This window comes from Bradyrhizobium dasycarpum, from assembly GCF_042019905.1.
In the GTDB taxonomy this organism is placed as follows: Bacteria; Pseudomonadota; Alphaproteobacteria; order Rhizobiales; family Xanthobacteraceae; genus Bradyrhizobium; species Bradyrhizobium japonicum_B.
In genome coordinates, this window is record NZ_CP169574.1 from 2,615,768 (window position 1) to 2,635,205 (window position 19,438).

15 protein-coding genes and 2 pseudogenes are annotated in these 19,438 nt (G+C 64.8%); 8 read left to right on the forward strand and 9 right to left on the reverse strand.

The genetic code is table 11. The annotated features are described in order from the left end of the window. Positions 1-54 precede the first annotated feature (54 nt). A pseudogene (locus ACETMP_RS12800) lies at positions 55-1,436 on the reverse strand (ethanolamine ammonia-lyase subunit EutB). Between the two features lie 223 nt (positions 1,437-1,659). Here ACETMP_RS12800 and ACETMP_RS12805 point away from each other — a divergent pair. From ACETMP_RS12805 to ACETMP_RS12815, 3 genes are all read left to right on the forward strand, one after another. Then, positions 1,660-3,399, forward strand: coding sequence for a methyl-accepting chemotaxis protein (locus ACETMP_RS12805; RefSeq protein ID WP_375161203.1), 1,740 nt, complete (start codon positions 1,660-1,662; stop codon positions 3,397-3,399). A 271-nt stretch (positions 3,400-3,670) separates the two neighbouring features. Beyond that, complete coding sequence (locus ACETMP_RS12810) at positions 3,671-5,116, forward strand: permease (protein ID WP_375161204.1); 1,446 nt, start codon at positions 3,671-3,673, stop codon at positions 5,114-5,116. Between the two features lie 25 nt (positions 5,117-5,141). Next, positions 5,142-5,384, forward strand: coding sequence for a thioredoxin family protein (locus ACETMP_RS12815; RefSeq protein WP_375161205.1), 243 nt, complete (start codon positions 5,142-5,144; stop codon positions 5,382-5,384). Between the two features lie 175 nt (positions 5,385-5,559). On the opposite strand, the gene ACETMP_RS12820 is transcribed toward ACETMP_RS12815, so the two are convergent. The 7 genes from ACETMP_RS12820 to ACETMP_RS12850 all read right to left on the reverse strand — a co-directional run bounded on the left by ACETMP_RS12820 (position 5,560) and on the right by ACETMP_RS12850 (position 12,984). Beyond that, positions 5,560-6,774 (reverse strand): acyl-CoA dehydrogenase family protein, encoded by a 1,215-nt coding sequence (locus ACETMP_RS12820; RefSeq protein WP_375161206.1) that lies wholly within the window; start codon positions 6,772-6,774, stop codon positions 5,560-5,562. 183 nt (positions 6,775-6,957) lie between these two features. Next, positions 6,958-8,169, reverse strand: coding sequence for an ABC transporter substrate-binding protein (locus ACETMP_RS12825; RefSeq protein ID WP_375161207.1), 1,212 nt, complete (start codon positions 8,167-8,169; stop codon positions 6,958-6,960). A 222-nt stretch (positions 8,170-8,391) separates the two neighbouring features. After that, positions 8,392-8,967: an HdeD family acid-resistance protein gene (locus ACETMP_RS12830; RefSeq protein ID WP_375161208.1), complete on the reverse strand. Its 576-nt coding sequence runs from the start codon at positions 8,965-8,967 to the stop codon at positions 8,392-8,394. 143 nt (positions 8,968-9,110) lie between these two features. After that, positions 9,111-9,737 (reverse strand): GTP cyclohydrolase I FolE, encoded by a 627-nt coding sequence (gene folE, locus ACETMP_RS12835; protein ID WP_375161209.1) that lies wholly within the window; start codon positions 9,735-9,737, stop codon positions 9,111-9,113. A gap of 274 nt (positions 9,738-10,011) precedes the next feature. Further along, positions 10,012-10,905 carry an alpha/beta fold hydrolase gene (locus tag ACETMP_RS12840; protein WP_375161210.1) on the reverse strand — a complete coding sequence of 298 codons (894 nt, stop codon included), beginning with the start codon at positions 10,903-10,905 and terminating at the stop codon, positions 10,012-10,014. A 128-nt stretch (positions 10,906-11,033) separates the two neighbouring features. Beyond that, the gene (locus ACETMP_RS12845; protein WP_375161211.1) at positions 11,034-11,861 is read right to left on the reverse strand and encodes a metal-dependent phosphohydrolase; all 828 of its coding nucleotides are present in this window, start codon (positions 11,859-11,861) and stop codon (positions 11,034-11,036) included. A 172-nt stretch (positions 11,862-12,033) separates the two neighbouring features. Further along, positions 12,034-12,984, reverse strand: coding sequence for a LysR substrate-binding domain-containing protein (locus tag ACETMP_RS12850; RefSeq protein WP_375161212.1), 951 nt, complete (start codon positions 12,982-12,984; stop codon positions 12,034-12,036). Between the two features lie 152 nt (positions 12,985-13,136). On the opposite strand from ACETMP_RS12850, the gene ACETMP_RS12855 reads away from it, so the two are divergent. The 5 genes and pseudogenes from ACETMP_RS12855 to ACETMP_RS12875 all read left to right on the forward strand — a co-directional run bounded on the left by ACETMP_RS12855 (position 13,137) and on the right by ACETMP_RS12875 (position 18,256). Continuing rightward, a complete protein-coding gene (locus tag ACETMP_RS12855) occupies positions 13,137-14,288 on the forward strand; it encodes an ABC transporter ATP-binding protein (RefSeq protein WP_375161213.1) in 1,152 nt (383 codons plus the stop codon). Beyond that, positions 14,281-15,225 (forward strand): carbohydrate ABC transporter permease, encoded by a 945-nt coding sequence (locus ACETMP_RS12860; protein ID WP_375161214.1) that lies wholly within the window; start codon positions 14,281-14,283, stop codon positions 15,223-15,225. Before ACETMP_RS12855 ends, ACETMP_RS12860 begins: the two co-directional genes overlap by 8 nt. A 5-nt stretch (positions 15,226-15,230) precedes the next feature. Continuing rightward, positions 15,231-16,057: pseudogene (locus ACETMP_RS12865) on the forward strand (carbohydrate ABC transporter permease). 28 nt (positions 16,058-16,085) lie between these two features. Beyond that, a complete protein-coding gene (locus ACETMP_RS12870) occupies positions 16,086-17,366 on the forward strand; it encodes an ABC transporter substrate-binding protein (RefSeq protein WP_375161215.1) in 1,281 nt (426 codons plus the stop codon). 65 nt (positions 17,367-17,431) lie between these two features. Next, positions 17,432-18,256: a phosphodiesterase gene (locus tag ACETMP_RS12875; protein ID WP_375161216.1), complete on the forward strand. Its 825-nt coding sequence runs from the start codon at positions 17,432-17,434 to the stop codon at positions 18,254-18,256. Between the two features lie 171 nt (positions 18,257-18,427). Here the strand turns inward: ACETMP_RS12875 and ACETMP_RS12880 are convergent, their stop codons facing one another. After that, positions 18,428-19,348: a LysR family transcriptional regulator gene (locus ACETMP_RS12880; RefSeq protein ID WP_375161217.1), complete on the reverse strand. Its 921-nt coding sequence runs from the start codon at positions 19,346-19,348 to the stop codon at positions 18,428-18,430. Positions 19,349-19,438 lie beyond the last annotated feature (90 nt).

Here is a 19,438-nt window from a genome sequence, read left to right on the forward strand (position 1 = left end):
CCTGGAGGCGCCGATAGTTTCCTGAGGAAGCGAGTTTGGTGCTTTGCGCGCGCCTCAGGCGATCAAGCGCGAGGCAAAATCGGGCAGCAGGCCCGCATCGCCGGCAACCCGGAAATCGGCGCCGGTGATGCCCGACCGCGCCAGCCAATCGTCGAATTCCGGCGCGCGGCGCAGACCGAAGACGTCACGGACATAGAGCGCGTCGTGAAAAGACGTCGACTGATAGTTCAGCATGACGTCGTCGGCGCCGGGGACGCCCATGATGAAGGTGACGCCGGCAGCCGCGAGCAGCGTCAGCAGGTTGTCCATGTCGTCCTGGTCCGCCTCGGCGTGGTTGGTGTAGCAGATATCGATCCCGAGCGGCAGGCCGAGCAGCTTGCCGCAGAAATGATCCTCCAGCCCGGCGCGGATGATTTCCTTGCCGTCATAGAGATATTCCGGGCCGATGAAGCCGACCACGCTGTTGACCAGGAGCGGGGCGAAGGCGCGGGCAACCGCATAGGCGCGCGCCTCGCAGGTCTGCTGGTCGACGCCGTGATGGGCCCCCGCCGACAGTGCCGAGCCCTGGCCGGTCTCGAAATACATCACGTTCTGCCCGACGGTGCCGCGCCGCAGCGACAGCCCGGCCTGCTGCGCCTCCTTCAGCAGCGCAAGGTCGATGCCGAAACTGCGGTTGGCGGCCTCGGTGCCGGCGACCGACTGGAAGACGAGATCGACCGGCGCGCCCTGCCCGATCAGCGACAGCGTCGTGGTGACGTGGGTCAGCACGCAACCTTGCGTCGGAATCGTCAGCCGCGTGATGATCTCGTCGAGCAGCCGCAGCAATTGCGCGATCACGGCCGGATCGTCGCTCGCGGGATTGATGCCGATGCAGGCATCGCCCGCGCCGAGCAGGATGCCGTCGAGGATCGAGGCGGTGATGCCCTGGCATCGTCGAACGGATGATTGGGCTGCAGCCGCGTGCTCATCCGACCCTTCAGGCCGATGGTGTTGCGGAAGGCGGTGGTGACCTCGCATTTCCGCGCCGCCAGGATCAGATCCTGGTTGCGCATCAGCTTCGACACCGCCGCCGCCATCTCCGGCGTGATGCCGCCCGCCAGCCTGCGCAGGACCTCGGGCGTTGCGGCATCCGACAGCAGCCAGTCGCGGAAGGCCCCAACCGTCAGGGACGCCACCGGCGCGAAGGCCGTCGCGTCGTGGCTGTCGATGACGAGGCGGGTGACCTCGTCGGCCTCATAGGGGATGACCGCCTCCTGCAGGAATCGGGCGAGCGGGACGTCGGCCAGCGCCATCCGCGCCGCGATCATCTGCTCGGCGGTGTCGGCGGCGATCCCGGCCAGCCGGTCGCCGGAGCGCGGCGGGGTCGCCTTGGCCAGGAGATCGCGCAGGTTCGGGAACGTGTAGGCCGTGGCGTCGATGATGTGGCGGTAGACCAAGGGCCTCTCCGGGGTTCGTCGGCCGCTGGCCGAGTCCAAGACGATCCGGAAACTGTATCTTCGGATCAAGACGCTGAAATATCTTAGCTTTCCTTCGACCAATGGCCAACAGGGCCGACCGACGCGTTAACGCCGCATCCATCTTCATCCTGCATAGTTTTGCATCAATTCTGCACGGCCCCGTTCACCGGCCGTTTCACGCCATTCCGGGCCCCCGAGTACCATGACATCAGACCGATCTGGGAATGCCGCCAAGCTGGCGGGCCGTTTCACGCTTGCCACCAAGCTCTATGCGATCTTCGCGCTGTTCGCGCTGCTCACGGCCGCGATCGCCGCGCTGTCCGACTACAACAGCCGCCGCAGCGCCGAGCTGACCAGCGCGATCGAGACCGCGAACGCCGCCGCGCTGAACGTCGAGCGGGTCAACTCGCTGGTCTATGCGGTCGTGATGGAATCGCGCGGCGTCTACATGTCGACCGAGCCCGCCGTGGTGAAGAAATACGGCGACGGCCTGCTCAAGTTCAACGCGCAGATCCTCGACGTCGTGAAGCGCTGGGAAACCATCGTCAAGGCCGACGATGCCGAGCAGTTCGCCACCTTCAAGAAGCGCATCGAGCAATTCGTCGAGTTCCGCAAGGAGCTGGTGCGGCGCGGCGTCGAGATCAATGCGGCCGCGGGCCGCGAATGGGGCGACAACGACGCCAACCGCGCCGTGCGCTCGGCGCTGAACAAGGATCTCGAGGCGCTGTCCAAGGTCTATGCCGAGCGCGCCAGGCAGATCGCGCAGCAGACCGAGACCAACCACGGATTGTCGTTCGTGCTGACCTGCCTCGGCGGCGTGGCGCTGGCCCTGGTCGTGATCGGCATCGTCATCATCGCCCGCTCGATCGCCCGGCCGCTCGCCGCGATCACCGCGACCATCAAGCAGGTCGCCGATGGCACCGAGGACGTCGTGGTGCCGCACAGTGGCCGCGCCGATGAGATCGGTGCGCTCGCCCGCGCCATCCAGGTCTTTCAGGAAGCCATGCGCCGCAACCGCAACCTTGCCTCGCAGGTCTCGCAGGATTCCGCCGCCCGCGAGGAGCGCGCCCGCCACATCGAACGATCCTTCGAGCAGTTTCGCGAGGCGATCGGCGCGATCATGCGCGGCCTCAGCGACAACGCCTCCGTCATGCGCCAGACCGCGCAGACCATCACCCGCGTCACCGCGGATGCGAACAGCCGCGCCGGCACGGCGGCCAACGCCACCGCGCAGGCCGCGCACAACGTCACGGCGGTGGCAGGCGCGGCCGAGGAGCTGTCCGCCTCGGTGGTGGAGATCGGCCGCCAGGTGCGGCAGAGCGCCGGCGCGGTCGAGCAGACCGGCCAGCGCACCGAGAAATCGATCTCCGAGATCGAGAGCCTTGCGGCGGCCACCCAGCGCATCGACGGCGTGCTCAATCTGATCCAGGCCATCGCCGAGCAGACCAACCTGCTGGCGCTCAACGCCACCATCGAGGCCGCGCGCGCCGGCGATGCCGGCCGCGGCTTTGCCGTCGTCGCCCATGAAGTCAAGGCGCTCGCGGGCCAGACCGCCAAGGCCACCGCCGAGATCAGCGAGAACGTCGCGATGATCCAGTCCTCGACCCGCAACGCGGTCGACGCCGTGCGCGAGATCGGCGGCGCGGTGCGCGAGATCAACGAGGTCACCTCGGCGATCGCCGGCGCCGTCGGTCAGCAGGACGCCGCCACGCGCGAGATCTCGTCCAACGCGCAGAGCGCAGCGCAAGGCAACGCGACGCTGGTCGCCAACATCACCTCGCTGCGCGACGCCATCGGCGAGACCGACACCGCCGCAGCCTCGGTGCTGAGTGCGGCCGGCAGCGTGGCCGAGACCGCGGACACGCTGTCGCGCGAGGTGGAGAAATTCTTCCAGAATTTGCGCGCGGGGTCGGAAGACAGGCGGATCGCCAAGGCGGGATGACGGCGAATTCCGCCGCCCGCCGCGCCCGCTCCCGAAAGCGCGAAAACAACCCCATGCACAGTAGCCGGCAGCAACTAAATCAATGAGTTAGCTGCTGGCGCCAAGACTCTCGAATTTCACGAAATCAATTCGACTCGTCGGGCAAAACATCGACATGATGTGACCATGCGGCGTGAGCAATTCGCCGTCATGAAATCGGCATCACCGTCGAACGGTTTGTGTTGACCCAGGTCAATGCCGCGCTTTCGCGTTCCGGTCTGATGGCACCATCATGGACCTCGCGATCAAATTGCTCATCGGCGGCACGGGCAGCCTCGCTTCCTATTTGGCGGCGCATGTCCTGCTGTGCTTGTTGCCGGCCTTCTTCATCGCCGGGGCAATGGTGGCGCTGATCCCTAAGGCCAGTATTACGCGCTGGCTGGGACGCAACACGCCGGCCTATGTATCTTACCCGGCGGCTGCCGCAGCCGGCTCCGTGCTGGCCGTGTGCTCCTGCACCATCGTGCCGTTGTTTGCAGGCATCTACCGGAAAGGGGCGGGCATCGGCCCGGCAATCGCTTTCCTGTTCTTTGCGCCTGCAGGCAACATCATGGCGTTGACCTACACCGGCAGCATATTGGGACTGGAGTTTGCTGTCGCCCGCGTGGTGATGTGCCTGTTGTTCGGCATTGGAATCGGCCTACTGATGGCACTGCTGTTCTGGCGCGACGATGTCGGCCATGACGCCCAGACTGACGCCCTGTTCGCCGAGCAGGCTGCCGTTTCCCCGGCGGCACTGGGCGTGCTGTTGTCGCTTGTAGCGGTGTTGATTGCCGGCACCATTAAATTGTGGCCGTTCACGGCCACGATGGCGACCGTTCATCTGCCCTTGCCATGGGCCGAGGCCTGGCAGACCTTGCTGTTTCAATGGATGCCATTCGACGCTGGCAAAGGCGAGGAAGGTGTCGGCTTTCACGGATCCGTTCTGATTGTCCTGCTGTTGCTCATTGCCGCGACCGTGTGGAGAGGGATGGAGAACATCATCGAAGGCGCCAACCTCTGGACCTGGCTGGCACTTGGCCTCTCCGCCACCACCTTGCTGGTGGCCGCCGCGCGCCTGACGCCCGAGCCGGGCGGACTGGAGGTGGGACTGACGGGACGCGTGCTGGCGGTTGCCGTCAGCATGTGGGCGGTGTGGCACTTCGCCAGCAAGCTGGCTGCCGATGATTGGCGGTCGTGGCTGTGGGAGTCCTGGCGCTTTGTGAAGCAGATCTTTGCGCTGCTTCTGGTCGGCGTGTTCTTGGTAGGCATGGTGCGTCAGGTCATCCAGCCGGAATGGATCGAGAGCCTTGCCGGCAGCAACACCCTGCTCGCCAATGCACTGGGGGTGGGCTTTGGCGTCTTCATGTACTTTCCAACTCTGGTGGAAGTGCCGGTGGCACGCATGTTCCTCGATCTCGGCATGCATCGCGGTCCGCTGCTGGCTTACCTGATGGCCGACCCCGAATTGAGTCTTCAAAGCATGTTGATGGTGGCGGTCGTGATCGGCCGCGCCAAGACCGCCGCCTATGTGGGAGCCGTGGCGTTGTTCAGCATCGCCGCTGGCCTGATCTACGGCGCGTGGGTCGACGGCATGGGCTGGGCACCACTGGCTCTCACGCTGACGTTCATCGTGGCTGCAATATGTGGCTCGCTGGCCTGGCTACGGCAGCGCCAGCGCGCCGCCGCTCCCGCGTAGCACGTTCACACGATGGAAGGAGAAGATGAGCATGATAAAGGTCAAGATCCTCGGCCCTGGCTGCGCCAACTGCAAGAAACTCGAAGCTGTTGCGCGCGAAGCCGCCAGCCGCGCCAACATTCCAGCCGAATTCGTCAAGGTCACCGAATTGAAGGACATCATGGCCTATGACCTGTTGTCCACGCCGGGTCTTGTGGTCAACGAAAAGGTGGTCAGCAGCGGACGCATTCCGACGGTCGCCGAAGTGCAGAAGCTATTGGCGGTTTAAGAGAAGGCCCCAAGGTTATCGCGGCTTGTGCCCGCATTCGGGATGGCGGTCGTCGCACTCCACCTGAGATCGGTGTGAGCCAAAATCAGTCTCGCGCGACTTGAACGTCGGGACGGTAACCGGCACGAGCGATCGTCACGACGGCATCGAAGGCGCCGGCAATGGAGCCAACGCCCTACCCCATCACCCCGCCGCGCCGGATCAGCTCCTTGCCCACCGCGGCGAGGTGCACCTGGTCCGGTCCGTCGCCGATGCGGATGAAGCGGGCGTAGACGTAGGCGCGGGCGAGGAAGGTGTCCTGGGAGACGCCGGCGGCGCCGTGGATCTGGATGGCGCGGTCGATGACGCGGGCGGCCATGCCGGGCACCACGATTTTCGCGGCGGCGATCAGGTCGCGCGCGGCCTTGTTGCCTTCCCGGTCCATCTTGTCGGCGGCCTGCAGCGTCAGCAGGCGGGCCTGCGCGATCTCGCAGAAGGAGTGCGCGATGTCCTCGCGCACCGAGCCCTGCTCGGCCAGCGGCTTGCCGAAGGCAACGCGGGACACCGCACGCTGGCACATCAGTTCGAGCGCGCGCTGAGCGCAGCCGATCAGCCGCATGCAATGATGGATCCGGCCCGGACCGAGCCGCCCCTGCGCGATCTCGAAGCCGCGCCCTTCCCCGAGCAGGATGTTTTCGGCGGGAACGCGGACGTTGTCGTAGACGATCTCGGGATGGCCGGCCGGGGCGTCGTCATAGCCGTATGTCAGCATGTCGCGGACGATGCGCACGCCGGGCGTGTTCCTGGGCACCAGGATCATGGATTGCTGGCGGTGGCGGTCGGGATCGTCGGGCGCGGTCTTGCCCATCACGATCAGGATCTCGCAATCCTCGTTCATCGCGCCCGAGGTGAACCACTTCCGCCCGTTGATGACGTAGTCGTTGCCCTCGCGCGTGATGGCGCACTGGATGTTGGTGGCGTCGCTGGAGGCGACCTGCGGCTCCGTCATCGAGAAGCCGGAACGGATGCGCCCTTCCAGCAGCGGCTTCAGCCAGCGCTCCTGCTGCGCCCTGGTGCCGTAATTCGCCAGCACCTCCATGTTGCCGACATCAGGCGCCGAGCAGTTGAGGACCTCCGGCGCCCAGAGGATGCGGCCCATGATCTCCTTCACGGGCGCGTAGTCGAGATTGGACAGACCCGGTCCGTGCTCGCCGGAGAGAAACAGGTTCCAGAGCCCCTGCTCCCGCGCCATCTTCTTCAGGTCCTGCAGCACAGGCGGCGTCCTGTAGCGCGCCGCTTCCGGCTTCACCTGCTCGTAATAGAGTTCCTCGACCGGCTCGACATGCGTCCGCATGAACTGGCGGACACGCTCCTGAAGTTCCAGCGAACGGGCCGAGTGTTGAAAGTCCATGGCGGTCTCCTTCTTCCTTCTCCCCTTGTGGGAGAAGGTGGCGCGAAGCGCCGGATGAGGGGTTCTCTCCGCCGGCAACACCGTTCGTGAGGATAGAGACCCCTCACCCGGCTGCGCTTCGCGCATCCACCCTCTCCCACAAGGGAGAGGGTGGACCGTCTACGCGGCCGCGACGTTGCCCTCTCACGTCCCCTTCAGCAATTCGCTCGCGACCACCCAATCGTTGCCGTCGAATTGCAGCATGTAGCCGTCCTTGATCGGGCGGAAATCCTGCGGCGTGGTGTTCAGGGTGATACCGGGCAGCAGCAGCGACAGCGGCACGTTCTTCAGGTTCGCGGCCTGCGCCATGATGTTCTCGCGCGTCAGATTGTCCTTGCACTGCTTCAGCAGCACCACCAGGGCCTCGGCGACGGTGTAGCCGTAGAGGCCGGCGACGTTGTTGACGTCGGCATTGGGCAGGCGCTTCTTCATGAAGTCGATATAGGCCGTCATCGCCGGATCGTTCTTTGGCGTCTCGACGAACGGCTTGAGCGCGCCGAGCGAGAGCACGCCCTTGCCGGCTTCAACGCCCGCCGGCACCATCACCGTGGCCTTGTTGGCGCAGCCGCTCGCGATGAAGCGCGTCGGCTGCCAGCCGACCTCATGCGCCTTGCGGATCGCCTGCGCGCAGGCGCGCGGCGTCACCGAGTAGATCAGGAAGACGTCGGCTTTCGTGTTGGCGAGCGTCAGCACCTGGGAATCGACCGTGGGGTCGGCCACCTCGAAGCTCGAGGCCATCGCGATCGCCTTGTCGGCGTCGGCGCCGAGCGCTTCCTTGACGCCGCGCAAATATTCCTTGCCGGCGTCGTCGTTCTGATAGAGCACCGCAAAGCGCGCATTCGGGTTCTTGGCGCGGGCATAGGCGACGTCGATCGCTGCCTCGCTGGTGTAGTTCGGCGCCCAGGGCAGCGCCATCGACCACGGCATGTTGGCCGGATCGTTCCACTTCGAGGCCGAGCTGATCAGGAACAGCTGCGGCACCTTGTTGCTGTTGAGATATTTCGCGATCGCCGAGCTCGGCGCCGTGCCCATGGTGGCGAAGATGAAGGCAACGCCGTCGCCCTCGACCAGGCGCCGCGCCGCCTCCATGGTCTTGGGCGGCGAGAACGCATCGTCGAGCGAGATCAGGTTGAGCTTGCGGCCGTTGACGCCGCCCTTCTCGTTGACCTCGTCGAAATAGGCCGCAATCACCCGTCCGGTGATGCTGAGCGGCGAAGCCGGCCCGCTATAGGGCATGGTGTTGCCGATCTTGATCTCGGTGTCGCTGACACCGGGACCGTAGGATTTCTGCGCGGAGACTGGCGTCGACAGGCAGGCGGCAGCCAGAGCTGCGGCCAGGGCCAGAGCGGCTCTCATGGTTTCTCCCCGATGATTGTCGCCGCGGCGAAACGCTCGGACGGCGCGCTGCTTCTTGTCAGCGCGTCAGATCAGCGGAGTTCAACGAGATGGTCTTGCGTCGAGTTGCTGATAGCATCGCCTAAAGCGCGACGAGATCTGGACGAATCGTCATCGCGCTTTCGGTTGGTGTTGGCGCATGATCCTTTCGGAGCACCGCTTCGCACGTTTCCGGATCATGCTTTAGCTGCGCCGCTTCAAGGCCAAGCCCAAGCTGACCCATCCGGCACCGGCCATGATCAGGTCGATGCCGAGGAACAGGCCGAGGATGTAGACGCTGTTCACCGGCCAGCGCAGCAGGATCAGCAGCCCGAGCAGCAACGTGACGACGGCCGACACCGCGACCCAGACCCACGGGCTTTCGCGCTTCATGCTGAAGGCGAGAAACAGCCTGACCGCGCCGGAGGCCAGCAGCGAGGCGCCGAGGAACAGCGTGAGCAGAACCGCGGCGAAGAGCGGGTTCTGGAAGGTGAGGAAGCCGGCGACGATGTAGAGCGCGCCGAGCAAGGCCCAGATCAGGAATTTTCCCCAGCTCTTCATCTGGAATGCGCCGATCACCTCGGTGACGCCGGCGACGATCATCATCGCGCCGACGACGATCACGCTCGCCACCGTTGCCATCACCATGCTGCCGAGCGCGACGAAACCGGCAATCACGTAGACGACGCCGAGCGCGACGATCCAGCCCCATTTGGCTTGGAGCGCAGAGATACCCGAGCCGAGACTGGACGGATGAGACGTATCTGACGCAGTTGTCATGAGCCACTCCTGCATGCGAGCCCCCGGGCACACGCCATGATAGCACGCAACTGACAGGGACTACATCCAGCAGATCAGACCTCGCCTGGCGCACCCTTGACGTAAGTCAAGGTCGAATGCGGCGGGTCAGCGCCAAGCACAGATCAATCGTCCGAATTGGCGAGGCCCAGCAGCTCCTGGCGCGTCAGCGCATTGTCGCGGAACACGCCCAGCATGCGGCTGGTGACCAGATCGGTCCCGGGCTTGTGCGCACCGCGCGTGGTCATGCAATGATGCGTCGCCTTGATGATGACGCCGACGCCTTCGGGCTTGAGCACGTCGTTGATGGTGTTGGCGATCTGCGCCGTCATCTTCTCCTGGATCTGGAGCCGTTTGGCGTAGACGTCCACCACGCGCGCAAGCTTGGAGATGCCGACGACGCGCCCCTGCGGAATATAGGCGACCCAGGCGCGGCCGACGATCGGCGCCATGTGGTGCTCGCAATGGCTCTCGAAGCGAACGCCGCGCAGCACGATCATCTCGTCATAGCCTTCGATCTCCTCGAAGGTCTTTTGCAGGATCTCAGTCGGGTCCTGCGCGTATCCGGAAAAATACTCCTCGAAGGCGCGTGCGACCCGGTCCGGCGTGTCGCGCAGGCCGTCCCGCCCGGGATCATCGCCGGCCCAGCGGATCATGGTCCGGATCGCCTGCTCGACCTCCGCCCTGTCGGGCCGTTCGACCGGCGCCTGCGCCACCGCGACACGTTCGAGCTTACGCACGTGCGACTTCATCGAAATCCTCCCCTGCAAGAGCCCGCATCCAGACGCGGCCCCACAGCTTGGACGGCTGCGATCGGAAAAGGTTCCCGCAGACCAGGGAAATTTGGGGGAGTGGACGTGGTTGGTCCAGCGCCTGAACTCCTAAACCCTCAAGGTGAGGAGCGCCGAAGGCGCGTCTCCGGACGATGCTTCGCATCGCCGGGCGAACCATGCAGGCCCGGCTGCGGGGCCTTTCATCCTTCGAGACGCGGGCTGCGCGGGCCCTCAGGATGAGGAGTTGGACTGCCTATGCCGCAGCCGCTTTGCGGATGTCGATCACGGCCTGCGCCCATTCAGCCGGCCGCTCCTGCGGCAGATTATGACCGGCATCGGTGAAGACGCGCCGCTCGAAGAAGCCCTCGAACTTGCGCGCGTGATGGGCAGTGCCGGGATTGACGCCGTCGCTGTCGCCGTCGATCGCAATGGTCGGGACGCGGATCTGCGGCTGGCTGGCGAGCCGCGCCTCGATCTCCGCATAAGCGGGGTCGCCCGCGACCAGCGCGTAGCGGTGGCGGTAGGAGTGGATCACGACATCGACGAAATCAGGGTTGTCGAACGACACCGCGCTCCGCTCGAACGTTGCGTCGTCGAACGCCCATTTCGGCGACCACATCGCCCAGAGCTGGCGCGCGAAGCCGCGCCGGTTGCGCTCCAGCGCGCGGCGGCCGCGCTCGTTGTGGAAGAGATATTGATACCAGAGCGCCGCCTCCTCCGGCGGCGAGGCCGGCTCCATGGCGCGGGCGATGTTCTGGATGTTGTAGGAATTGCCGCTGACCAGCCCGATCACGCGCTCCGGATGAAGCGCTGCGACCACGCAGGCCGCGCGCCCGCCCCAATCATAGCCGCCAACCACCGCGCGCTGGATATCAAGCGCGTCCATGAAGGCCAGGAGATCGGCGCCAAGTGCCGCCTGTTCGCCGGAGCGCAAGGTCGAGGCGCTGCGGAAGCGCGTCGGCCCGTAGCCGCGCAGCCAGGGCACCAGCACGCGCGCACCGGCCTCGGCGAGGATCGGCGCGGTCTCGGTATAGGCGTTCACGTCGTAGGGAAAGCCGTGGCCCATGATGCAGGGCCAGCCGTCCGGCGCGCCGTATTCGCGATAGGCGATGTCGAGGATGTCCGTGCTGATGGTTTTTTGTAGCATGGTTGGCTCACGGATGATCTCGTTGCGCAGAGACCTTGTAGCCCGCATGGAGCGAAGCGCAATGCGGGGACGCCTGCATTGCGAATCCCGGATTTCGCTTGCGCTCCATCCGGGCTACAAGGCGCAGCCTATTTCTGCGGCCCCGACAGCGAGATGTCGCGCTCGGCGCGGAACACGTTGCTGTAGAGATTGGCGATCCATTGCCGGCCGATCTCGGTCTTGTTGAGATAGCCGATCTCGGTCTGGATGTGCGGCGCAACGCTGTTCCAATAGAACTGCGGATAGCGGTTCACGATATCGGCCGGCGAATCGTAGCCGAGCTGGCGATTCATGCCGACCTCCTCGAATTCGTAATAGAGCGCGTTGGCCTTGCGCAGATAATTGGGATCGCCGAGCTGGCCGATGAAGTCGGCTGCGCGCAGGATCGAGGCTTCGTCGTCATAGTCCTGGCCTTGGCGGGCCGGGAAGCGCGTGCCCTCGATGGCGCGGGCAATGCGCTCCGGATCCAGGCCGGGAATATGCCGCAGCCGCCGCGTCACATACAGTTTCGAGCGATCGACGTGATACATCATCAGGCTCGCGTCCGATGCACCGCGTGGCAGCGAGATCTTGGTATCGGCGGCGTCGATGACGAAGCCGTCGGCATCGTCCTCCTCGAACAGCCCGCGGACATAGCCGATGTCGTGGGCGAGGCAGGCGATCAGGACATGGACGTAGTCCGCGGCCGACAGATGCGTATGGAGGCTCCGGCCACTGAGGATGGAATGGCCGGCCAGCGTCACCAGCATCGTATGCTCGATATTGTGATAGAGCGCATCGCTGTTGCCGATGCATTCCATCGCGGTGCGGGTCGCGCTCTCGACGATGCTTGCAGAGGTCTCGTCGTACCGGCGACGCATGAACGTACCGAGCAACTTCTCTCGAGATTCGGCCGCCAGTCTCGGTAAGGTTATCATGGATGCAGCCCCGTCCGCCGCTGGTGTCCCACGCTCTCTCCCGACGTCTTGTGTTGTTCTCGACGCAGCACCAGCATAGCCCATCTTGGGCCGGCTGACCAAACTCCGCATCAAAAATTCGTAATTATGTTATATTCCCGCTGCGCAACATCACGGTTGCGGTCACGCTCGGCTACATCCTGAAGGCGACGGCGCCGGAAAGACCCGGGCCCGACGACCGCTTTACGGGGCGGACAAGATGTCGGCGCCATCCGCCGAGCGCGAAAGGCTTCTGGCCAAATAGAACAGCTCGACCAGCTTGCCGCGTTTGCCGGCCAGCGAGAAGATATATTCGGGCGATTCCGCCTCCATTTCCGCAATCGCCACCTTGGCGATGCGATCGATACGGCCTCGAGCCGTGCTCCCAGACGAAGCCGACACCGAGCCGGTTGGCGACGGCCTCCAGCATTCCCTCGCGCGTGTTGACGACGATCGCCGGACTCGCACGCAGATTGACGGCGCGGAAGGCCCGGTCCACGACCCGCTGGGTCGCGGAATCCCGGGTCCGAAACACCAGCGGATATTGCATCAAGCTGACGGCGGACACGCGCGATTCCCGGCTGAGGTCGTGAACGGGATGGCAGATCGCGACGACGCGCTGCTGCACGCAGGGTTCGCGACGGAAGCGGTTGTCCTGCGGCACCTCCGGCAGCACGGCAACGTCGACACGCTGATCGACCACCGCCGCCATGATCGCCGACCAGCTCCCGATCTCGATGTTGATCTGGATCTTCGGATACAGGTTGCGAAAGGCCGCGATCAGCGCCATGCCCGGCATGGCGTTGCCGAGCCCGATGCGCAGCTCGCCCCCCGTCAGCTCGTCGCGCTGCTGGAGGATCGCCAGCGCATCCACCTCGAGTGCCTGCATCCGGTTCGTTGCGGCGTAGAGACGCCGGCACAACGGCGTCGCAATCAGGTTCTGCCCGTGGCGGTCGAACAGCGCGACGGCGAACTCCGCCTCCAGATCGCGCACAAGCTGCGCGACGGCGGGCTGCGACACTCCCAGTTTCCTGGCTGCGGCAGCAAAACTGCCGGTGTCGAACACCGCGTTGACCGCCCGGACACGCGACGACGTCAATGCCACGACAACAACTCCAACACCGGCATCCCCGCTTCAGGACGCCGCAAAAGCAAAACCTGGGATCAGCATAAGCAATGCCATTGACCGTAATGTGAATGTCAGATGCCCTCCTTAACTCCTCATGCGCCGCAACAGGCAGCAGTGGACCCGCGCGAATGGCGCAAATCGAACTTTCAGCAATCCGCAAATCCTTCGATGGGACCGACGTCCTGAAAGGCATCGATTTCCGAATCGAGGACGGCGAGTTCATCTCGCTGGTCGGTCCTTCCGGCTGCGGCAAGTCGACCCTGCTCCGGATCATCGCCGGGCTGGAGCCGCAGAATTCCGGGCAGGTCCGCATCGACGGCAGCGGCGTAGACCACATTCGCCCCAGCGCGCGCAACCTCGCGATGGTGTTTCAGTCCTACGCGCTCTATCCGCATTTGAGTACCTTCGACAACATTGCGGTACCGTTGCGGATGCGGCGCCTCTCGACGATCGAACGGCTGCCGCTGCTGGGGGCGCTGCTGCCGGGCCGGCGCGCCAAGGAACGCGTCATCCGCGCCGACATCGCGGCCATCGCCGAGCAGCTCGATATCGCGCCGCTGCTGCGACGCAAGCCCGGGCAATTGTCCGGCGGACAGCGGCAACGCGTTGCCGTCGGACGCGCCATGGTGCGCGAGCCCCGAGCCTTCCTGTTCGACGAACCGCTCTCGAATCTCGACGCCAAGCTGCGCGTCCACATGCGCGCAGAGCTCGCCGAGCTGCATCGCCGTCTCAAGGCAACGTTCATCTATGTCACGCACGACCAGGCCGAGGCGATGACCATGTCGAGCCGGATCGCGGTCATGATGGGCGGAGAACTGATTCAGGCCGGCACGCCCGCGGAGATCTACAACGATCCCAGCGACATCCGCGTTGCCGAATTCATCGGCAGCCCCAAGATCAATATCCTTCCCGGCCGTGTCAGGAAGGACGGCGGCATCGACGTGCTGGGGGTCGCTCTGCGGCTTGCGTGCGGCGCCGCCGCGGGCGACTGCCGTGTCGGCGTGCGCCCGGAGCGGATCGACCTCGGCGCGGGGCCATTTTCCGGAAGCGTCGTTCACCTGGAAAACCTCGGCGCGGAGGCTTTCGTCCACCTTGCGATCGAAGGCGCCGGCTTGCGCCTGATCGCGCGGCTCGCCGACGTCAGGCACTTGCCTGCGATGGGCAGTCCCGTCGCGTTCGGTTTCGCCCCCGACGCGGTGCGGCTGTTCGATTCGGCCGGGAAGCGGATCGAGCTGAGAGCGGAGCAGGCCGAGCGCATCCGCGAGGTCGCCCATGTCTGACGGCTCCATGACCCTTGACGCGGCGATCGTCCCGGCCGCCGCGAGGCGGGTGTTACCGGCGCACGGCAGCCGGCGCACATATTCCGCTTACGCCCTGGTGACGCCGGCCGCAGCGCTGATGCTGGTCATGCTGCTTGGTCCGCTCGCCGGCGTCATCGCCCTCTCCTTCACCGACTATCAGCTCGGCGCGCCGCATTTCGCCTGGATCGGCCTTGCCAATTACCAGGACCTGTTCGCCGACAAAGTGTTCTGGACCGCGCTGCGCAACACGCTGACTTACGTCGTGATCGTGGTGCCCGGCGCCGTGATCGCGGGCCTTGCGATCGCGCTGCTGATCCAGAGCGGCACTAGCCTGCGCAGCCTGTACCGGACCATCTATTTTCTCCCCGTGATGGCGACCCTGATCGCCATGGCGGTGGTGTGGGAGTTCATGCTGCATCCGCAATTCGGCCTGGTGAACGGGCTGCTCCGCGGCGCGGGCCTGCCCGCCTTCGCCTGGCTGCAGGACCGCAGCACCGCGCTCTATGCGCTGTGTGCGATCGGCATCTGGCAGGCGGTCGGCTTCAACATGGTGCTGTTTCTCGCCGGCCTCGTCTCCATTCCCAAGCAGCTCTACGAGGCGGCCGAAATCGACGGCGCCTCGAGCGGCTGGGCACGCTTCCGCCTCGTCACCTGGCCGATGCTGGGGCCGGTGACGACCTTCGTCGTCGTGATCTCCGGCATCCGCTCGTTCCAGGTGTTCGACACCGTGCACGTTCTGACCAAGGGCGGCCCATCGAAATCTACCGAGGTGCTGATCCACACCATGTACACGGAAGGCTTCGAATTCTTCCGCTCGGGCTACGCCGCGGCGATCACCGTCGTGTTCCTGGTGTTCGTTCTTCTGCTCACCCTGATCAAATCGCGGCTCGCCGATCGCGGGGTGCACTACACATGAGCCGCATGCATTCCATTACGCTCCAGGCGATCCTCCGCCACGCGCTGCTGATTGCAGGCGCCGCGGTCATGCTGGCACCCTTCATCTGGATGATCTCGACCGCGTCCAAGCCGCAGACCGAGATCTTCTCCAGCGAGCTGCACCTGATCCCCTACCGGTTTGCACTGGCGGAGAACCTGCGCGAGGCCTTCGCCAAGGCCAATCTGCTGCGCTTCCTGCTCAACGGCGTCATCGTCACAGTCTCGATCTTCGTGCTGCAGGTCATGGTGGCACTGCCGGCGGCCTACGCGCTCGCAAAGCTCCGCTTTCTCGGCCGCGAGACGCTGTTCGCGCTCGTGCTGTTCGAATCCTGATCCCGCCGCAGGCGACCGCAGTCCCCGTCTTCCTGCTGCTGCACAAGGCCGGGCTGCTGGACAGCTATGCCGCGCTGGTCCTGCCCTTCACGATCTCGGTGTTCGGCATCTTCCTGATGCGCCAGTTCTTCAAGACGGTGCCGGACGATCTCATCGACGCCGCGCGCATGGACGGCATCTCCGAATTCGGCATCGTCTGGCGGGTGATGCTGCCGGCCGCGATCCCGGCCGTCACCGCCTTCGGCATCTTCTCCGTGGTCGCGCATTGGAACGATTATTTCTGGCCGCTGATCGTGCTCAACAGCGAGCACTTGCGCACGCCGCCGCTCGCGGTCGCGCATTTCCGCAACAGCGAGGCCGGCACCAGCTACGGCCCGCTGATGGCCGCGGCGATGATGATCATCGCGCCGCTCGTCATCGCTTTCCTTTTCGCCCAGCGCCGTTTCATCGAGGGCATCACCCTCACCGGCATCAAGTAACCGAACCACCCCAAACAGGAGTCTATCCATGCTGAAGTCCATCATCGCCGCGGCGGCTCTGTCGCTTGCGGCCGGCTCTGCGCTCGCGCAGACCCAGACCGAGATCGTGATGCAGTATCCCTATCCGGAGCTGTTCACCGAGACCCACAAGCGCATCGCCGAGGAATTCGCCAAGGTGCACCCGGAGATCAAGGTCACGATGCGGGCGCCTTACGAATCCTACGAGGACGGCACCCAGAAAGTGCTGCGTGAAGCCGTGACCAACCAGATGCCCGATGTGTCCTTCCAGGGACTGAACCGCATCCGCGTCCTGGTCGACAAGAATATCCCGGCCGCGCTCGACGGCTACATCGCCGCCGAAAAGGATTTCGACAAGCAGGGCTTCCACCAGGCGATGTTCGACATCGGCACCGCCAGCGGCAAGGTCTACGCCCTGCCCTTCGCGATCTCCCTGCCCATCGTCTACGTCAATCTCGACCTCGTGAAGCAGGCCGGCGGCGACGTCAACAACCTGCCGAAGAGCTGGGACGAGCTGATCGCGCTCGCCAAGAAGATCAAGGCGCTCGGCAACGACACCAATGGCGTCACCTATGCCTGGGACATCACCGGCAACTGGCTGTGGCAGGCACCGGTGTTCGCGCGCGGCGGCACCATGCTCAATGCCGACGAGACCAAGGTCGCCTTCGACGGAGCGGAAGGCAAGTTCGCCATCAACACGATCGCGCGGCTCGTCAACGAGGCGGGTATGCCCAATCTCGACCAGCCCTCCATGCGCGCGGCGTTCGCTTCCGGCAAGACCGGCTTCCACGTCACCTCGACCTCGGACCTCAACAAGGTCACGCAGATGACCGGCGGCAAGTTCGCGTTGAAGACGATACCGTTCCCGGACGTCGTCTCTCCGAACGGCAGGCTGCCGGCCGGCGGCAATGTCGTGCTGATCCTCGCCAAGGACAAGGCCAAGCGCGACGCCGCCTGGGATGCGGTGAAGTTCTGGACCGGCCCCAAGGGCGCCGCGATCATGGCGGAGACCACCGGCTACATGCCGCCGAACAAGGTCGCCAACGACGTCTATCTGAAGGACTTCTACGTCAAGAACCCCAACAACTACACCGCGGTCAGCCAGCTCGCGCTGCTCACCAAGTGGTACGCCTTCCCCGGCGACAACGGCCTGAAGATCACGGACGTGATCAAGGATCATCTCAACGCGATCATCTCGGGTGCCCGCGCCAAGGAACCCGAGGCCGTCCTCGCCGACATGACCGCGGACGTGCAGAAGCTGCTGCCGAAGACCACGGGCGCTGCGCGCTGAGCGTCCCGACAATCGCTAGAACACGGGGCGCCGCCGGCGCCCGTACCGCACGAAGGGAAGAAACCATGAAGCTGCTGCATCTGAGCGACATTCACCTGACGGCGCCCGGCTCCACGATCGGCGGCCGCGATCCGCGCGCCAATTTCGAGCGCGCACTGGCGCATGCCCTGGAAGACCATCACGACGCCGAGTTGATGGTCATCACCGGCGATCTCTCGGACTGGGGCGATCTCGCCGACTATCAATGGCTCAAGCAGCGCCTCGACGCATATCCGCTGCCGGTGCGGCTGTGCATCGGCAATCACGACCGGCGCGACGCCTTCCTGAGCGTGTTCCCCGACCTCGCCGACGACAACGGCTTCGTCCAGGGCATCCACGATACTGCCGCCGGCCGCTGCCTATTCCTCGACACCGCCCATCCGGAAACGCATGCCGGCCGCTATTGCGAGGATCGTCTTGGCTGGCTCGAGGCCCGGCTTGCCGAGCATGACGGGCCGTTTCTGCTCTTCATGCACCACAATCCGATGCCGGTGCATCTCGTCCCGTTCGACCAGATCGGGCTGCTCGACGAGGCTCCATTCCGCCATCTCGTCAGTCGCCATCGGGCCAAGATCCGCCACGTCTTCTTCGGACATTGTCACCTGCCTCTCGCCGGCTCGATTGCCGGCGTGCCGGTCTCGTCGCTGCGCGGCACCAACCATGCGAGCTATCCGCTCTTTTCCGAGACCAAGCTGCTGAGCGCCTGCGATCTGCCGCAATCCTACGGCGTCGCGTTTCTCGGCGAGGATTACGTGACCGTGCACATGGTGGAATACGGCTACGACGGTCCCATCCGCACCCAGGGTTCGCCCGACTACAAGGCCTGGGATCGCGAAACCATGGTTCGGTGACCGGCGAGCACCGACCGCTTCCAGCGCGTGTCCCCATAAACCCGCGCTGCACTTCTTGTGGAGTCGCGTTGGCGTCCCTCACCGTAGGTCGGAGATGGGCCAGGAAGAGACCTCCGCTTTGACGCCATTTCCTTGGCCGGGCGCGTCCACTGCTGGGGTTATGTCTGACGCTCAGTCAGCGGATATGCCGTAGCGGCTGAGCACCGGATCGATCTCAAGTTCGTTGGCCAGGAAATCGATCATTGCTCGCACCTTGAGCGGCACGAAGCGGCGTGACGGGTACACGGCATTGAGCGGCAGAGGCTTGGGCTCGTATGACCTGAGCAGAACTTGAACCTCTTTGTGCTCCACTTCATTTGAGAACGCGAATGCCGGGATGACGGCGATGCCGAGACCGGCAAGCACGCCTTCACGCACGGCTTCCGAGTTATCGACGCGATAGCGGCCCGAGACAGCCACCACCAGAGGCCCATCCTTGCTCTCGAAGTGCCATCGATTGCCCGTCGCTAGGCGCGTGTAGACGATGCACTGATGGCGTGCGAGGTCGGCAGGCGCACGTGGTGTACCATGCTCCTTGAGATAGGCCGGTGAGGCTACCGTAATCCGGCGCACCATGCCGATCTTGCGCGCAACCAGGCTCTGGTCGGTGACCTCGCCAACGCGTAGCGCGAGGTCGATGCCCTGCTCGACGAGATCGACGAAGCTATCGCTCATCGTCACATCGATCGACAGATCCGGATAGCGCGAGAGGAAGCCGGCGAGGCGTGGCACGATATGTCGACGCCCGAGCACCACCGGCACGGCAGATCGCAACGTTCCGGTGGGCTTCGCCTGGCGACGGCCGACTGCGTTTTCTGCCTCGCCCACGGCCTCCAAAGCGCGCAATGCATGCTCGTAGAATGCGCGGCCGTCGTCGGTCAGCGTCAAAGCACGTGTCGTGCGGGTGAGCAGGCGCGAGCCGAGATGCTCCTCGAGCGCTGCGATCTGCCGGCTGATCGTCGGCTGCGTCGAGTTCAGTTCGGTGGCGACCGCGGTGAAGCTGCCGGCTTCGACCACACGGACGAACGTCTTCATCGGGCCCAGCAGATCCATCTAATTCATACGCCTCCCGTATCAATGTTATGAATTTCGCAGGCGTTCCGCAAGTCCGCCGCATGGTCCATTGATGTGTCGCCGGTGACG

Excerpts from the sequence above, each read along its gene's own strand:
- ACETMP_RS12830 (WP_375161208.1), bottom strand. The coding sequence starts at position 8,967 with ATGACAACTGCGTCAGATACGTCTCATCCGTCCAGTCTCGGCTCGGGT.
- folE (WP_375161209.1), bottom strand. The coding sequence starts at position 9,737 with ATGAAGTCGCACGTGCGTAAGCTCGAACGTGTCGCGGTGGCGCAGGCG.
- ACETMP_RS12815 (WP_375161205.1), top strand. The coding sequence starts at position 5,142 with ATGAGCATGATAAAGGTCAAGATCCTCGGCCCTGGCTGCGCCAACTGC.
- ACETMP_RS12875 (WP_375161216.1), top strand. The coding sequence starts at position 17,432 with ATGAAGCTGCTGCATCTGAGCGACATTCACCTGACGGCGCCCGGCTCC.
- ACETMP_RS12860 (WP_375161214.1), top strand. The coding sequence starts at position 14,281 with ATGTCTGACGGCTCCATGACCCTTGACGCGGCGATCGTCCCGGCCGCC.
- ACETMP_RS12820 (WP_375161206.1), bottom strand. The coding sequence starts at position 6,774 with ATGGACTTTCAACACTCGGCCCGTTCGCTGGAACTTCAGGAGCGTGTC.
- ACETMP_RS12805 (WP_375161203.1), top strand. The coding sequence starts at position 1,660 with ATGACATCAGACCGATCTGGGAATGCCGCCAAGCTGGCGGGCCGTTTC.
- ACETMP_RS12855 (WP_375161213.1), top strand. The coding sequence starts at position 13,137 with ATGGCGCAAATCGAACTTTCAGCAATCCGCAAATCCTTCGATGGGACC.
- ACETMP_RS12845 (WP_375161211.1), bottom strand. The coding sequence starts at position 11,861 with ATGATAACCTTACCGAGACTGGCGGCCGAATCTCGAGAGAAGTTGCTC.
- ACETMP_RS12840 (WP_375161210.1), bottom strand. The coding sequence starts at position 10,905 with ATGCTACAAAAAACCATCAGCACGGACATCCTCGACATCGCCTATCGC.
- ACETMP_RS12825 (WP_375161207.1), bottom strand. The coding sequence starts at position 8,169 with ATGAGAGCCGCTCTGGCCCTGGCCGCAGCTCTGGCTGCCGCCTGCCTG.
- ACETMP_RS12870 (WP_375161215.1), top strand. The coding sequence starts at position 16,086 with ATGCTGAAGTCCATCATCGCCGCGGCGGCTCTGTCGCTTGCGGCCGGC.
- ACETMP_RS12880 (WP_375161217.1), bottom strand. The coding sequence starts at position 19,348 with ATGGATCTGCTGGGCCCGATGAAGACGTTCGTCCGTGTGGTCGAAGCC.
- ACETMP_RS12810 (WP_375161204.1), top strand. The coding sequence starts at position 3,671 with ATGGACCTCGCGATCAAATTGCTCATCGGCGGCACGGGCAGCCTCGCT.